At 69.4% G+C, this 14,800-nt stretch carries 13 protein-coding genes; 6 read left to right on the forward strand and 7 right to left on the reverse strand.

Annotated features, from left to right (window positions below):
* Nucleotides 1–3 precede the first annotated feature (3 nt).
* Genes CQ034_RS17220 through CQ034_RS17250 form a run of 7 tightly spaced genes read right to left on the reverse strand, consistent with a single transcriptional unit; the run spans nt 4 to nt 6,135 of the window.
* Entirely contained in the window at nt 4–540 is a 537-nt protein-coding gene (locus CQ034_RS17220; RefSeq protein WP_105712024.1) for a 3-hydroxyanthranilate 3,4-dioxygenase, read from the reverse strand.
* Nucleotides 537–1,022, reverse strand: a complete 486-nt coding sequence (locus CQ034_RS17225; protein ID WP_105712025.1) for a RidA family protein — start codon at nt 1,020–1,022, stop codon at nt 537–539. The genes CQ034_RS17220 and CQ034_RS17225 overlap by 4 nt, the downstream gene beginning before the upstream one ends.
* Nucleotides 1,019–1,825: a 2-keto-4-pentenoate hydratase gene (locus CQ034_RS17230; protein ID WP_105712026.1), complete on the reverse strand. Its 807-nt coding sequence runs from the start codon at nt 1,823–1,825 to the stop codon at nt 1,019–1,021. Before CQ034_RS17230 ends, CQ034_RS17225 begins: the two co-directional genes overlap by 4 nt.
* The gene (gene dmpG, locus CQ034_RS17235; RefSeq protein WP_105712027.1) at nt 1,822–2,856 is read right to left on the reverse strand and encodes a 4-hydroxy-2-oxovalerate aldolase; all 1,035 of its coding nucleotides are present in this window, start codon (nt 2,854–2,856) and stop codon (nt 1,822–1,824) included. The genes CQ034_RS17230 and dmpG overlap by 4 nt, the downstream gene beginning before the upstream one ends.
* Complete coding sequence (locus CQ034_RS17240) at nt 2,853–3,791, reverse strand: acetaldehyde dehydrogenase (acetylating) (RefSeq protein ID WP_105712028.1); 939 nt, start codon at nt 3,789–3,791, stop codon at nt 2,853–2,855. The genes dmpG and CQ034_RS17240 overlap by 4 nt, the downstream gene beginning before the upstream one ends.
* Nucleotides 3,788–4,630: a 2-keto-4-pentenoate hydratase gene (locus CQ034_RS17245; RefSeq protein ID WP_146114869.1), complete on the reverse strand. Its 843-nt coding sequence runs from the start codon at nt 4,628–4,630 to the stop codon at nt 3,788–3,790. The genes CQ034_RS17240 and CQ034_RS17245 overlap by 4 nt, the downstream gene beginning before the upstream one ends.
* Entirely contained in the window at nt 4,627–6,135 is a 1,509-nt protein-coding gene (locus CQ034_RS17250) for a 2-hydroxymuconic semialdehyde dehydrogenase (protein ID WP_219860810.1), read from the reverse strand. Before CQ034_RS17250 ends, CQ034_RS17245 begins: the two co-directional genes overlap by 4 nt.
* 83 nt (nt 6,136–6,218) lie before the next feature.
* On the opposite strand from CQ034_RS17250, the gene CQ034_RS17255 reads away from it, so the two are divergent.
* From CQ034_RS17255 to CQ034_RS17280, 6 genes are all read left to right on the forward strand, one after another.
* Nucleotides 6,219–7,187 (forward strand): LysR substrate-binding domain-containing protein, encoded by a 969-nt coding sequence (locus CQ034_RS17255; protein ID WP_105712029.1) that lies wholly within the window; start codon nt 6,219–6,221, stop codon nt 7,185–7,187.
* A 123-nt stretch (nt 7,188–7,310) separates the two neighbouring features.
* On the forward strand, nt 7,311–8,924 hold the full coding sequence (locus CQ034_RS17260; RefSeq protein ID WP_105712030.1) for an LVIVD repeat-containing protein: 1,614 nt from the start codon (nt 7,311–7,313) through the stop codon (nt 8,922–8,924).
* A 107-nt stretch (nt 8,925–9,031) separates the two neighbouring features.
* Nucleotides 9,032–10,522 carry a DHA2 family efflux MFS transporter permease subunit gene (locus tag CQ034_RS17265; RefSeq protein ID WP_105712031.1) on the forward strand — a complete coding sequence of 497 codons (1,491 nt, stop codon included), beginning with the start codon at nt 9,032–9,034 and terminating at the stop codon, nt 10,520–10,522.
* Between the two features lie 56 nt (nt 10,523–10,578).
* Nucleotides 10,579–11,703, forward strand: a complete 1,125-nt coding sequence (locus tag CQ034_RS17270) for an ABC transporter ATP-binding protein (protein ID WP_105712032.1) — start codon at nt 10,579–10,581, stop codon at nt 11,701–11,703.
* 57 nt (nt 11,704–11,760) lie between these two features.
* The gene (locus tag CQ034_RS17275; protein WP_105712033.1) at nt 11,761–12,921 is read left to right on the forward strand and encodes an ABC transporter substrate-binding protein; all 1,161 of its coding nucleotides are present in this window, start codon (nt 11,761–11,763) and stop codon (nt 12,919–12,921) included.
* Between the two features lie 2 nt (nt 12,922–12,923).
* Nucleotides 12,924–14,786: an iron ABC transporter permease gene (locus tag CQ034_RS17280; RefSeq protein WP_105712034.1), complete on the forward strand. Its 1,863-nt coding sequence runs from the start codon at nt 12,924–12,926 to the stop codon at nt 14,784–14,786.
* Nucleotides 14,787–14,800 lie beyond the last annotated feature (14 nt).

The following is a 14,800-nucleotide window of genomic DNA, read 5'->3' on the forward strand; positions in this document are numbered from 1 at the left end:
GCTTCAGCCCTTGCCGGGATGGACGGCGCCGCACTCCGGGCAGGTGCGCCCCTCTTCGCTCTCATAGAAGTCGCGGAACACCGGCGGCAGGTCTTCGACTATGTCGCGCACCTGCAGCTCGACCTCGTGCACCTTGGCGTTGCAGTTCGGGCAGAACCAGGCGAACTTCTCGAGCGTGCCCTCTTCGCGGATGCGTTCGATCACGATGCCGATGGAGCCCTCTTCGGGGCGCTGCGGCGAGTGGAAGACGTTGCCGGGCAGCAGCCACATCTCGCCCTCGCGGATGTCGATGCGCTGCAGGCCCTCGGGGGTCTGGATGTTCACGTGCATGTTGCCGCGGTACTGGTAGAACCACTCCTCGTACGGATCGAAGTGGAAGTCGGTGCGCTGGTTCGGGCCGCCCACGACCTGCACGATGAAGTCGCCCATCGGCGTCCACGCGGCCTTGTTGTTGACCGGCGGCTTCAGGAGGTGCTCGTTCTCCTTGATCCATGCGGGGAAATCGATCACGGGTGGGATGACGGGTGGGATGGTGCTCATTTCTCCTCCTCGAGAGTGGCAGCGGTGGTGCGGTCGACGGTGGTGCGGTCGGTGATGGTTTCGGTTTCGGGGCGGCGCGCGATCGCCTGGATCTCGATGCGCAGGTGCGGATGCGGCAGGGCGTGCACGGCGACCGTGGTGCGGGCCGGGCCCTGCTCGTCGAAGTGCTCGGCCCAGACGGCGTTGTAGGCGGCGAAGTCGTTCATGTCGACGAGGAAGGTCGTCGCCTGCACGAGGTCATCGAGCCCGCAACCGGCGGCGGCGAGTACCTCGCGGATGTTCTCGATGACCGCGCGGGTCTGCACGGCGACGTCGAGGCGGGTGGCCCCGAATTCGTCGGCCTCGGCGCCGGCGATGGTGTTGTCGGGGCGCCTGCTCGACGTTCCCGAGACGAAGACCAGGTCGCCCGAGACCTTGACGTGCGGGAAACGACCTCTAGGGGTCGCCTTGCCCTCCACGAGGATGCCGCCTGATCCGGTCATCGTGCTTCCTCCTGCGCGAGGCTGTCCGCCCCGTCGTGCGTGCGGATGCCGACACGACCGAGCCCGGCGATGGTCGCCTCGACGACGCCGTGGTCGGGGAGCGGAACGGCGGCGGTCGCGGCGCCGGCGAGCAGCACCGTGCCGGCGCGCAGCGTGAAGCCGTGGCGGCCCGCGAGTCGTGCGGCGGCGGCGATGGCGCGGCCGGGATCGCCGAGGATCGCGGCGGTCGAGCCGGTGGCGCTCACCCGGCCGTCGACCTCGAGCTGCACCGCCCGGTTGTCGAGCGCGCCCGCCTGTGTGAACGCGGTCCACGGGCCGATCACGTAGGCGGCGGCCGAGGTGTTGTCGGCCACGACGTCGGCGAGGCTGAACCGGAAGTCCCGGTACCGGGAGTCGATGATCTCCAGCGCGGGCGCGACCGCGGCGACGACCTCCGCCAGCGGGCGACCCGCCGTGGAGCCGTCGATGTCGGCCGCCAGGAGGTACGCGACCTCGGGCTCGATGCGGGGGTGGATGGCCGACCGGCGGTCGAACACCGCGCCGTCGTCGAGGCGCATGGCATCGGTGAGCGTGCCCATGATCACGTCGTGCACGCCCATCTGCTGCGCCTTCGCCTGGCTCGTGAAGCCGAGCTTGAGGCCGGTGATGCGCTCGCCGCGGGCGACCCGACGGGCGATCAGCGCATGCTGCGTGGCGTAGGCGGTGTCGAGGCCGACGTCTGCGGCCGAGGAGACCTGGCTGATCGGGCTCGCGGTGCGTTGCGCGGTGTCGAGCGCGGCGGCGAACACGGCGTCGGCGGTCACGAGGTCACCCCCGCGCGGGCGGCGACGAGGTCGAGGGCGACGTCGACGATCATGTCTTCCTGGCCGCCCACCATCCGGCGGCGGCCGAGCTCCACGAGGATGTCGCGGGCGTCGAGGCCGTGCTTCGCGGCCGCGCGCTCGGCGTGCAGCAGGAAGCTCGAGTACACCCCCGCGTAGCCCAGAGTGAGCGTCTCGCGGTCGACGCGGACGGGGCGGCGCTGCAGCGGACGCACCAGCTCTTCCGCGGCATCCTGCAGCGCGAACAGGTCGCAGCCGTGCTCCCACCCGAGCAGGTCGACCACCGCGATGAAAGCTTCGATCGGACAGTTGCCCGCCCCGGCGCCCTGCCCTGCGAGAGAGGCATCGACCCGGTACACGCCGTGCTCGACTGCCGTGACGCTGTTGGCGACACTCAGCGAGAGGTTCTCGTGGGCGTGGATCCCGATCTGCGTGCCGGGGTCGAGCATCTCGCGGTAGGCGTCGACACGGTCGGCGACATCGCGCATCGTGAGGCGCCCGCCGGAGTCGGTGACGTACACACAGTGCGCGCCGGCCGCCTCCATGATCTTCGCCTGCTCGGCGAGTCCGCGCGGGTCGTTGAGGTGGCTCATCATCAGGAAGCCCGACACATCCATGCCGTGCTCGCGCGCCCAGGTGATGTGCTGGATCGCGACGTCGGCCTCGGTGCAGTGCGTCGCGACGCGCACGCTCGCGACACCGAGATCGCGAGCGCGGGCGAGGTCGTCGATCGTGCCGATGCCGGGCAGGATCAGGGTGGTCAAGACGGCGCGGTCCAGCACCTCGGCGGCCGCCTCGATCCACTGCCAGTCGGTGTGCGCACCCTGCCCGTAGGCGACGCTCGAACCGCCGAGGCCGTCACCGTGCGCGACCTCGATGGCATCGACACCCGCAGCTTCGAGAGCACGGGCGATGCCCTGCACCTGGTCGGTCGTGTAGCCGTGGCCGATGGCGTGCATGCCGTCGCGGAGGGTGACGTCCTGCACGTACACGCGGGGAGGAGTGGTGGTCATGCGGGAACCCCTGTCCGTTCGGCGACGAGTCGCTCGGCCGTGCGCAGGGCGGCCGAGGTCATGATGTCGAGATTGCCCGCGTACTCCGGAAGATAGTGGCCGGCGCCCGCCACCTCCAGCAGGACGGTCACGCGCGTGCCGCGGAACGGGCGATCGAGGGCGGGCACGTAGGCCTCGTCGACCTCGTCGAACTGCACCTGCTGCTTGAGCCGGTAGCCCCCGACGTACGCCTGTACCTCGGCGACCATGTCGGCGACCGAGGCGCTGACGGCATCGCGGTCCAGCGCGGCGGGGTCTCCCTCGACCAGGCAGAACACGGTGTCGCGCATGATGAGCGGCGGGTCGGCGGGGTTGAGCACGATGATGGCCTTGCCGTGGTCGGCGCCGCCGATCACCTCCAGCGCGCGGGCGGTGGTCTCGGTGAACTCGTCGATGTTGGCCCTGGTGCCGGGACCGGCCGACTTCGAGGCGATCGAGGCCACGATCTCGGCGTAGGCCACCGGGGCGACGCGCGACACCGCGGCCACCATCGGCACCGTGGCCTGGCCGCCGCACGTCACCATGTTGACGTTGGTCGCACCGAGGTGCGCCTCGAGGTTCACGACCGGCACGACATACGGACCGATCGCCGCGGGGGTCAGATCGACCATCACCCGTCCGGCGTTGCGCACGAGCGCGTCGTTGCGGGCATGGGCTCCGGCCGAGGTGGCGTCGAACACGAGCTCGACGTCGGCGAACTCGGGCATCGCGATGAGTCCGTCCACACCCTCGTGGGTCGTGGCGACACCGAGCCGGCGCGCACGGGCGAGCCCGTCGGACTGCTCGTCGATACCGGCCATCGCGACCACGTGCAGCGTGGTCGAGAGTCGCTTGACCTTGATGAGCAGGTCGGTGCCGATGTTGCCCGAGCCGATGATGGCGATGCCGACGGTCATGCCGCAGCCCCTTCCGTCGATGTGCCGGATGCGGCGCCGGATGCGGCGCCGAAGAAGTCGGCCCGCACCTCGCCGAGGCCGTCGAGCCGGGCGCGGTACACCCCGGCGGTCGCGTCGACCATGGGGCCGAGCGCGCCGGAGAGGACGATCTCGCCGGCCCGCAGCGGCTGCCCGCGTCGCGCGACCTCGCGTGCCAGCCAGGCCACCGCGATCACGGGGCTCCCGAGGCACGCGGCGCCCGATCCGGTCGAGACCGGTCGGTCCTCGCGGTCGAGGGTCATGCCGAGCGCGGTCAGATCGAACCCGTCGAGGCGTCGGGGCGTGGTGCCGAGCACGACCGCCCCGCTGGAGGCGTTATCGGCGATGGTGTCGGTGATGCGGATGTCCCACCCGGCCACGCGGGAGTCGACGACCTCGATCGCGGGCAGCACGAACTCGGTGGCCCGGATCACATCGGCGACGTGCGTGGTGGGGGAGTCGAGGTCGCTGCCCAGCACGAAGGCGACCTCGGCCTCGGCGCGCGGCTGCAGGAAGCGCGCGAGGTCGATCGGCTCACGGTCGGCGAACATCATGTCGTCGAGCAGCACGCCGTAGTCGGGGCTGTCGACGCCGAGCTGCGTCTGCACGGCGGGGGAGGTGAGGCCGATCTTGCGGCCGACCACCCGTCGTCCCTCGTCCAGGCGCCGGGCGATGCCGAGCGACTGCACCGCGTACGCGGCATCCTGATCCGTCTCGCCGAGCAGGTCGCGCACCGGCGCACACGGGCGCCCCGACTCGGCTGCGAGCCGAAGCCGTTCGTCCGCCAGGCGCACGGCGTTGGAATCCTGGATACCGGTCACAGTTGCACGCACACGTTCGTCGGCTCGGTGTAGAACTCCAGCGAGTGGTGTCCGCCCTCGCGGCCGATGCCCGAGAGTCCGACGCCGCCGAAGGGGCTCCGCAGATCGCGCAGATACCAGGTGTTGACCCACGACATCCCGGTGCGCATCTGCTGCGCGACGCGGTGTCCGCGGGTGAGGTCGGTGGTCCAGGTGACGGCGGCGAGCCCGTAGTCGGTGTCGTTCGCGAGCGCGATCGCCTCCTCCTCGGTGTCGAAGGGGATGAGGGCGGCGACGGGGCCGAACACCTCTTCGCGCACGGTGCGGTGGCTGTTGTCGAGGCCCGTCCACAGGGTCGGCTCGATCCAGGATCCGCCGTCGAGTCCGTCGCCGAGGGTCGGGATGCCGCCGCCGGCGAGCACGGTCGCGCCCTCCGCGACGGCGAGGTCGAAGTAGGAGCGCACCTTCTCGCGGTGGGCCTGCGAGATGAGCGGACCGGTGGTCGTGGCCGGGTCCTCGGGGCGACCCAGACGCAGGCGGGCGGCGTGCTCGGCGAGACCCGCCGCGACGTCGTCGAAGACCGCACGCTGCACGTAGATGCGCTCGGTGCACAAGCACACCTGGCCGGTGTTGAGATACGTGGAGCGGGCGAGACCGGCGACGGCGGCGTCGAGGTCGGCGTCCGCGAACACGAGAGCGGCGTTCTTGCCGCCGAGCTCGAACGAGACGGGGCGCACGCGGGACGAGACCGCGCGCATGATGGCGGATCCGGTGGACGACTCCCCGGTGAAGGTCACCCCGTCGATGCCCGGGTGCTTCGTGAGGGCCTCGCCCGCCGAGTCGGCGCCGAAACCGTGCACGACGTTCACGACCCCGGCGGGGACGCCCGCCTCGGCGAGGATCTCGGCGAGCAGGGTCGCCGACGACGGCGTCTCCTCCGAGGGCTTGATGACGACCGTGTTGCCCGTGGCGAGGGCCGGAGCCAGCTTCCACGTGAGCAGCAGCAGCGGCAGGTTCCACGGCACGATCACGGCGACGACCCCGAGCGGCTTGCGCACCGCGTAGTTCAGGGCGCGGCGCCCGTCGGGCAGCTCGGTCAGGAACGAGTCGAGACCCGCCGACGAGACCGTGTCGGCGAAGGAGCGGAAGTTCGCGGCGGCGCGTGCCACATCGAGGTCGCGGGCGAGGGCCTCGGGCTTGCCGGTGTCGCCGACCTCGGCCGCGACGAGCTGGTCGGCGCGGCGGTCGATCGCGTCGGCCACCCCGCGCAGCAGGCGGGCGCGCTCGGCGACGGTCATCCGTCCCCAGGGTCCGTCGAACGCGGCGCGAGCGGCGGCCACGGCGCGGTCGACCTGCTCGGTGCCGGCCTCGTGCACCTCGGCGATGACCGAGCCGTCGACCGGGCTGATCTTCTGGAACGTGGCGATCCCCTCCACGCGCTCGCCGGCGATCATGTTGTGGATCGCGCGCGGCGCCCGCCCCGGCTCGGCGGCACGGAGGGGAGGCGTCATCGTCTCGGAAGGCATGGGCTCAGGCTAGGAAGGTTCGAGGGATGCCGACAAATACTCTCTTGATGCACTGCCATGCCCATACGGCTATAGTCCGGATCATGGTCACCGATCGACTGCTCGACGGACGGGTCAAGATCCGCCACCTCGTCCTCATCACCGCCATCGCGGACGAAGGCACCCTGGTGCGCGCCGCCGAGTCGCTGCACATCACCCAGCCCGTCGTCACCCGCGGCCTCCGCGAGGTCGAAGACGTCTTGGGTGTGCCGCTGTTCGAGCGGCTGCCCCGCGGGGTCAGGCCCACGCAGTACGGACACTCGTTCATCGAACGCGCCCGCTCGGTACTCGCCGAACTGCGCGCTGCGGGCGAGGAGGTGCGGCTGCTGCAGGCCGGCCAGCTCGGCACCGTCACGGTCGGCACGCACCTCGCCGGCTCGAACCTGCTGCTGCCGCGGGCCATCGCCGGGCTCAAGGCCGAGCATCCGCGGCTGACCGTGGTGGTGCGCGAGGGCACGCCCGACACGCTGCAGCAGCTGCTGCTCTCGGGCGACCTCGACCTCACGGTCGGGCGGCTCTCACCGACGGTGCCGGTGCGGCTCGAGCAGGAACGGCTGCACCAGGAGCCGATCCGCCTGGTCGCGCGAGCGGGGCATCCGGTGCTCGGCGGGGTCAAGGCCAACTCGCTCGCCGAGTTGATCTCGTATCCGTGGATCTTCCCCGTCGCGCAGACCGCGCTGCGGGCCGAGCTCGAAGCGGTCTTCTTCCACGAGGGGCTGCCGCTGCCGCCCGACCGGGTCGAGTGCACGTCGATGCTGACGCTGCGGACCCTGCTCATCTCGACCGACGTGATCGCGGCCCTGCCGATGTTCATCGCCGTCGACGACCGCGAGCTGCGGATCCTGCCCACGCCGTTGAGTTCCATCCGCCGTTCGGTGGGCGTGACGGTGCCGAAGGATCGGGCGCCGTCGCCCGCGGCATCCGCTCTACTCACCCACCTGCGCGAAGAGGGTGCACGTCTCGCCGAGCTCGAGCGCGAGTACGCGCAGACGGAGCCGCGCTTCGCCGGCTGATATGTCCGAATGGTCATAGCTCTGACCCGTATGGATATTGGACAGCATCGCTCCCGCAGGGTGAACCTGATGAGACGACACGACGTCGTGACGATCTCACCCGATTCAGCCAATGGAGGCGACATGGCCGGCTCTCCCTACGTGCCCGATGCGAAGAAGTACCGCCCGGAGGACTTTCAGCGCGTCGAGGGTGAACCGGCCGACCCGGACCCCTCGACCTGGGGCATGCAGCCCGACGGCACCTTCCTGCCGCCGGAGCACACGCCGTCGGTTCCGCGTGACGTGTTCGTCGACTGGCCGGGCCAGCTCGACTACCGCGACCCCGAGACCTATTCCCTCAACGCGACCGCCGAGGCGTTCTACCCGATCGTGGTGAACACCAGCCACTCGTGGCAGTGCATCTACGACTGGGACGGCCGCCGCCTCATGCTGCACTACGGCGGCGGCAACCACTGGAAGCTCTACGACATCACCGACCCGCGCGACCTCACGATCGTCGATGAGGAGCAGTGGGGGTGGGACGACCCCCGCCCGCAGTTCGGCGCCACCACGGTGCAGTGGAACCAGAAGCTGGGAAAGCACATCGCCATCCAGGCGAGCGAGACCCCGCGGTACTTCCTCAAGGGACGTGTCGCCAACAAGTGGATCGACGACACCGTCGAGGGGCAGCTGAAGGAGTGGGAAGGCCTGCGCGGCTTCCGCACCTGGGAGATGAACGGCCCGAGCCCGCGCGACTGGACGCTCCTCACCGAGGTCTCGACCGACCCGAACCACGGACCGGACGAGATCCAGGAGGGCAACGGCGTGCTCGACCTGCCGGTCTACTACGGCGACAAGTACCTCTTCGTGGCCACCGCGCCCGACAACACGTTCACCAACCAGCCGTACAAGACCACGCTGTGGACGGCGGGGCACGCGGCCTACGACGTCTCCGACCCGGCGAAGCCGGAACTGCTCTCGAACTGGTGGGTGCCCGGGTCCCGTGCCGGCGAGGAGGCGGACTCCGAGTACCTCGCCGACAACGAGCGCTGGAACAACAAGACCTCGTGGTTCGGCTCGCGCATGGGCATCTTCCTGCCGCGCTCGGTCGAGTCCGGGTGGAAGTACGGCTACGCCGCCCAGGGCGGTCAAGGCTTCTTCGTGCTCGACGTGTCCGACCCCACGAACATCAACCACGTCGGCTGGTGCCACCTCCCGGTCAGCGTCGCCGGCACCGAGGGCGACAACGTCGACACCACACAGGTCGAGGAGACGGGCTACGTCTACGTCTCGGGCTACCCGATGAACACCGACTGCTATGAGCCGGCCAAGGAGATCTACCAGATCAACGTGAGCGACCCCACGAACCCGCGGGTCGTGCGCACCCTGCCTCGGCCGACCCCGCCGGCCGAGGCCGCGTTCACCGACTGGGCGCAGCGCCGCGGATCGTTCGGTCCCAAGCGCTCGGGCTACTTCACCAACACGGGCACCCCGCACGGCGGAGTCATCCCCTACGCGTTCTATGCCGCGGGGCTGCAGATCTTCGACGTGCGCGACCCCGAGAACCCGCAGGTCGGTGCGTACTTCGTGCCGCCGATCGGCCTCAAGGACGACGATGACCTGGCCGCACCCGTGCACGGCATCTTCGTCGAGTGGGACCGCAACGTGATCTGGCTCTTCGCCAACCACGGCATCTACGCGGTCTCGACCCCGCTGCTGGGTGAGGTCGTCACCGGCATCCCCGCCACCGACGGCTGAGGCCGCCCCGGAACTTCGGCGTCCGTCCTGCACATCAGGGGCGTGCAGGACGGACACCGGACCCGGCTTCCCGCAGCATCCACGACGATCCCTCCCGAAAGAGATCCATGAACCAGAACGTCCGACCGTGGCCGGCCCTGTGGGCGCTGTGCATCGGCTTCTTCATGATCCTCGTCGACACGACGATCGTGGCGATCGCCAACCCGGTCATCCTCGCGGCGTTCGACGCCGACCTGACAACCGTCATCTGGGTCACCAGCGCCTACCTGCTCGCCTATGCGGTCCCGCTGCTGGTGACCGGCCGGCTCGGTGACCGGTTCGGCCCCAAGCGGGTCTATCTCGTGGGCCTCGTCGTGTTCACCCTCGCCTCGCTGGCGTGCGGGCTGGCCGACAGCATCGGGATGCTCATCGCCGCGCGGGCCGTGCAGGGTTTCGGTGCCGCGCTGATGACGCCGCAGACCATGGCGATCATCGCCCGGGTCTTCCCGCCGCGCGGTCGCGGTCAGGCGATGGGGGCGTGGGGCGCGGTCGGCGGACTGGCGACGCTCGTGGGGCCGATCCTCGGCGGTGTGCTCACCGACACGGTCGGCTGGGAGTGGATCTTCTTCGTCAACGTCCCGGTCGGCATCGTCGCCTTCGTGATCGCCTGGCGTCTGGTGCCTAACCTGGAGGGGCACCCGCATCGCTTCGACTGGCTCGGCGTCGCCCTCTCCGGACTCGGCCTCTTCCTGCTGGTGTTCGGCATCCAGGAGGGCGAGGTCTACGACTGGGGTGTGATCCTCGGTCCGATCACGGTGTGGGGACTGATCGTCACCGGCGTCGTGCTGCTGGTGCTCTTCGTGCTGTGGCAGCGCTTCAATCGCGCCGAGCCGCTCATGCCGCTCGCTCTGTTCCGCGACCGCAACTTCTCGGTCGCGAACGCCACGATCTTCCTCGTCGGGGTCGGCATCACGGCGATGCCGGTGCCGCTCGCCTTCTACTTCCAGGTCGCCCGCGGCCTCGACCCCACACTCGCGGCGCTCATGCTCGCACCGATGGCGGTGGTCTCGGGCGTGCTCGGGCCGTTCGTCGGCAAGCTGAGCGACCGGATCGGCCCACGCTGGGTGACCTTCGCGGCCTTCGTCATCTCGGCTGTGGCCATGGCCTGGTACGCGGCGACCATGACCCTCGACGCGCCCTTCTGGCTCCTGCTGCTCCCCTCCGCACTGCTGGGGGTGGGCGTCTCCGGGATGTTCGGGCCGCTCGCCTCGACGGCCACGCGGAACCTGCCGCACACCCAGGCGGGAGCGGGATCCGGGGTGTACTCGACGACCAGGCAGATGGGGTCGGTGATCGGATCGGCGTTGCTGGCCGTGCTGATGAACGTGACGCTCGCCGCACACATCACCGGCTTCGTGCCCGGCGCGATCCACCCGGGGACCGAGCTGTCGGCTGAGGACGGCGGCGGACTCGCGGCGGCCATGTCGCAGTCGCTGCTGCTTTCGGCCATCGCCTTCGCGGTGTGCGCGATCGTCGTGGTGTTCTTCGAGAAGCCGCGGCCCTGGGGTGCACCGGCCGCCCCGCAGACGGTGAGCTCGGTCGTGAGAGAGGGACGATGATGACGGCACTCGCAGTGGATCCAACATCCAGAACCAGGAAACAGGAGAAGGCTCCGATGACCGAGAGATCCGGAGGCGGCAGACTCGTCGTCGATGCCCTGAAGAAGGACTACGAGCTCGACGGCGCCGCCGTCCCCGTGGTCAAGGACGTCACCTTCACGATCGAGCCGGGGACGTTCTACTCCCTCCTCGGACCGTCGGGGTGCGGCAAGACGACGACGCTGCGCTGTGTCGCCGGGCTCGAGCGGAGCAACGGCGGCGTCATCTCGCTCGACGGCAACGTGCTCTCGACCGGGACCGAGCACGTGTCGCCCGACAAGCGCGACATCGGCATGGTGTTCCAGAACTACGCGATCTGGCCGCACATGACGGTGTTCGCCAATGCGATCTTCCCGCTGCAGGTCGCGGGTTCCAAGCTGCCGAAGCAGGAGGCGCGCAAGCGGGCGATGGAGGCGCTGGAGCTGGTGCAGCTCGACCATCTCGCACAGCGTCCGGCCACCGCGCTGTCGGGCGGTCAACAGCAGCGCCTGGCACTCGCCCGCGCTCTCGCTCATCGTCCGCGGCTGCTGCTGCTCGACGAGCCGCTGTCGAACCTCGACGCCAAGCTGCGCGACACCATGCGCAACGAGCTGCGGAGCCTGCAGCGCACCCTCGGCATCAGTGCCCTCTACGTGACGCACGACCAGTCCGAGGCGCTGTCGATGTCCGACCGCGTGGCCGTCATGAACGGCGGCCGCATCGTGCAGGAGGCCACGCCTCGCGAACTCTACGACCAGCCGGCCGACCGCTTCGTGGCGAACTTCGTCGGCCGCGCGAACATGATCCCCGCCGTGGTGATCGAGCGCGACGGTGCCGGCGACGCGGTGGTCGAGGCGCTCGGCACCCGGCTGCAGACGCCCGTGCCCGACGGCGTCTCGGCGGGCGACGAGGTCACGCTGACCTTCCGCCCCGAGACCGTGCGCTGGCACGAGACCGACGTTGAGCGCCCCAACGTGCTCCCCGTGCGCATCGTGCGGGTGGAGTTCCTCGGCGAGATCGTCGAGTACGAGGCCGAGGTGCTCACCGAGGGCGAGCCCGTCGCCACGATCGTCGGCCGCGGTGCACCGCTGGCGACACCCCCCGAGGGCGGCAGGGTCTTCCTCGAACTGGTCCCGCACGCCTGCCGCGTGCTGGGCGCATGATCCATCCCGCACCACACCCGCAATCACACACCTGATGTCAGAGAGGACATTCAGATCATGAAGAGAACACTGGGAGCTGTCGCCGTCACGGCGACGTTCGCGCTCGCCCTGACCGGCTGCGGCACGCAGAGCGAGGCCGCCTCCGGCGACAGCGCGCTCAAGGGCGATGCCGCCTCGGCCGTCTGTGACGCCGTCGAGGTCGGAGCGATCACCCGCTGCGAGAACTTCTACGACGACTACTGGCCCGAGATCGACAAGCAGCTCGACGCCCTCTACGAAGAGGCGAAGAAGGCCGACGACGGCACCCTGGTCATCTGGGACTGGTACGAGCTGTCGCCGGACGTGATCGCGCAGTTCAACGAGCGCTTCCCCGACATCAAGGTCGAGACCCGAGGCCTCACCTACAACCTGTCGTCGGCGATCATCTCGGCCAAGGCCACGGGGTCGCGCAACACCGACGTCGTGTCCGGTTCGATCACCTCGATGGCCGCGATGTACGACGAGGGCTTCTGGGAGAAGGTCGACTGGGCGAGCTTCGGTGTGCCTGAGGAGTACCTCACCATCGGGGCGCCCGAGCTCATGCCGGACAGCATCAACGGCACGCTCATCCAGTACAACACCGAGAAGGTGGATGCCGTTCCGGAGACGCTCGACGGGCTGCTCGCCCCCGAGTACAAGGACAAGGTGTCGGTCGCCGGATACAACGCGGTCGTCTTCGCCGGCTACGGCATGGCCGAGGGCGAAGACAAGATGGTCGACCTGATCGACGAGCTGATGTCGTCGGGCAACCTGAAGCTGCTGGAGGACCAGGGGGCTCCGCTGTCGAGCGGTGACGTGCCCATCGCCCTGAACCAGACGCTGTTCAACCCGAACCCGGCGCTGCAGGTCTCGCCGTTCGAGCACGCGGGGGTCTGGGCGCAGTTCTCCGGAGTCAATTCCGACGGCAAGAACAAGCCGGGAGCGGCGCTGTGGACGCTGTGGAACGCGTTCGACCCCGACTGGATCAGCCTCCGCATGACGGACGAGCGCTTCGCCAGCACCCAGGTGCCGTTCGCCGGGCTCCCCGCCGACACGTTCGCCGAGTCCACCGGACTCATGAAGACGAACTCCGACGCGCTGTTGCTCGGCCTCGAAAGCGGCGCCGAGACCGAGACGCAGGCCACTCGTGACGACTGGCAGGCCATGATCAACGCCGCCGACAAGGCGCTGAACGGATAACCATGTTCAAGGCAGGACGGACCACGGGGCGAAAGCGCCCCACCTCGATGACGATCGCCATGGTCGTCTCGGGTGCGGTCATCTTCATCCTTCTCGCGGTACCGCTGATCGTCCAGGTGATCACCGCGTTCCGTGGTCCGTTCCTGCCCTTCGGCGTCTCGTCGGCCCAGTGGGGTGTCGAGAACTTCGTCACCCTGTGGCAGCTGCGCGAGGACTTCTGGGGCGTGCTCGGTGCGACCGGCGCCTTCGTCGGCGGCTCCACACTGCTCACGCTGCTGATGGCGTTCGGCCTCGCCTGGATCACCGTACGAACGGATGCTCCGTGGCGTCGGCTCATCTCGGTGCTGGTGATCGTGCCGTACATCATCCCGCCGATCGTGAAGGCGCAGGCCTACCTGCTGATGCTGTCGCCCGAGTCGGGCGTGCTCAACCAGATGCTGCGGCTGCTGCCCTTCGCGAGCGACGTGCCGATCGATCCGTACGCGTTCCCGACCATGATCTTCATCCAGGCGCTCACGAACGTCACGTTCCCGTACCTGATGATCGTGCCGATCCTGACGAACATGGACGGCTCGCTCGAGGAGTCGGCGCGGGTGTCCGGGGCTTCCTGGCCGCAGACCCTTCGTCGGGTGACCCTGCCGATGCTCTGGCCGGGCCTGCTCGGCGTGACCGTGCTCACCTTCATCCTCGGCCTCGGCAGTCTCGAGGTCCCGCTGCTGTTCGGTCAGGAGTCGGGGCGCGACATCTTCGCCCTCAAACTCTGGACGCTCATCAGCTCCAACGCGGGCGAACTGCCCCAGTACGGTCTGGCCGCCGCGTGGGGGCTCGTGTTCCTCGTGATCACGACCATCGCGTTCGCCATCTATCTGCGCGCGACGCGCAACGCCGAGCGCAGAGCCTCGGTGTCGGGCAAGGGCTTCCGGCCCTCGACCATGCGGATGGGACCGTGGAAGATCCCCGTCATGGTGCTGGTCGCCGTGTTCGTGTTGCTCACCGGCATCCTTCCGCTGCTCGCCCTGCTGTGGGCGGCGATCACGCCGTACCCCGTGGCGTTCTCGATCGACGCGCTGCTCGGCAACACCGACTTCGGGGCGTTCGGCACGGTGCTCGCCGACCCGGAGTTCTGGGTGTCGCTCGGACGCACGGTCATCATCGCGGGTGGCAGCGCCACGATCGCGGTCGTGTTCGCCACCGTGCTCGCCTACGGCATCGCGCGCAGCAAGAAGACCTGGTGGGTGAAGGCGATGGACCTGTTCGCGTCGTCGTCGGTCGCGATCCCCGCGACCATCGCCGGCTTCGCGATGTTCCTCACCTTCATGGTGATCAACCCGTACATCCCGATCGCCGGCACGCTGCTGGCGCTCGTCATCGCGTACTCGTACCGGGTGTCGATCGCCTACCGGTCGTCGTACAGCGCCACGCTGCAGATCCGCCCCGAGCTCGAGGAGGCCGCGCTCACCAGTGGAGCCAGCCGGTTCGAGGGGTTCCGCCGCATCATCGCGCCGCTGCTGATGCCAACGGTGATGGCCGTGTGGATCCAGATGTTCATCCTCGGCACCAACGAGTTCACGCTCCCGGCGTTCCTCGCGACCCCGTCGTCGCGCCCGCTGTCGATGTACATCTACGCGATGATCAACCCGCGATCCGCACAGCTCTACGCGCCGGATCAGGGCGCCGCGATGGCGCTGATCTTCACGCTGATGGTGTTCGCGATCGGCTACGGCCTGCAGTGGGCGCTGTCCCGCCGGGCGATCGGTCGGGCGCGGAAGCCCGTCGCCGCCGGTCTCCCCGACCTGGCCGCGACGCCGGTCCCCGCTGCCGATTCCGCGACGGTGACCCTGGCGGTGCAGCGCCAGAGGCGCTGACCCTCCCCCTCGCC

Source organism: Microbacterium sp. MYb45 (genome assembly GCF_002979655.1).
Lineage (GTDB): Bacteria > Actinomycetota > Actinomycetes > Actinomycetales > Microbacteriaceae > Microbacterium.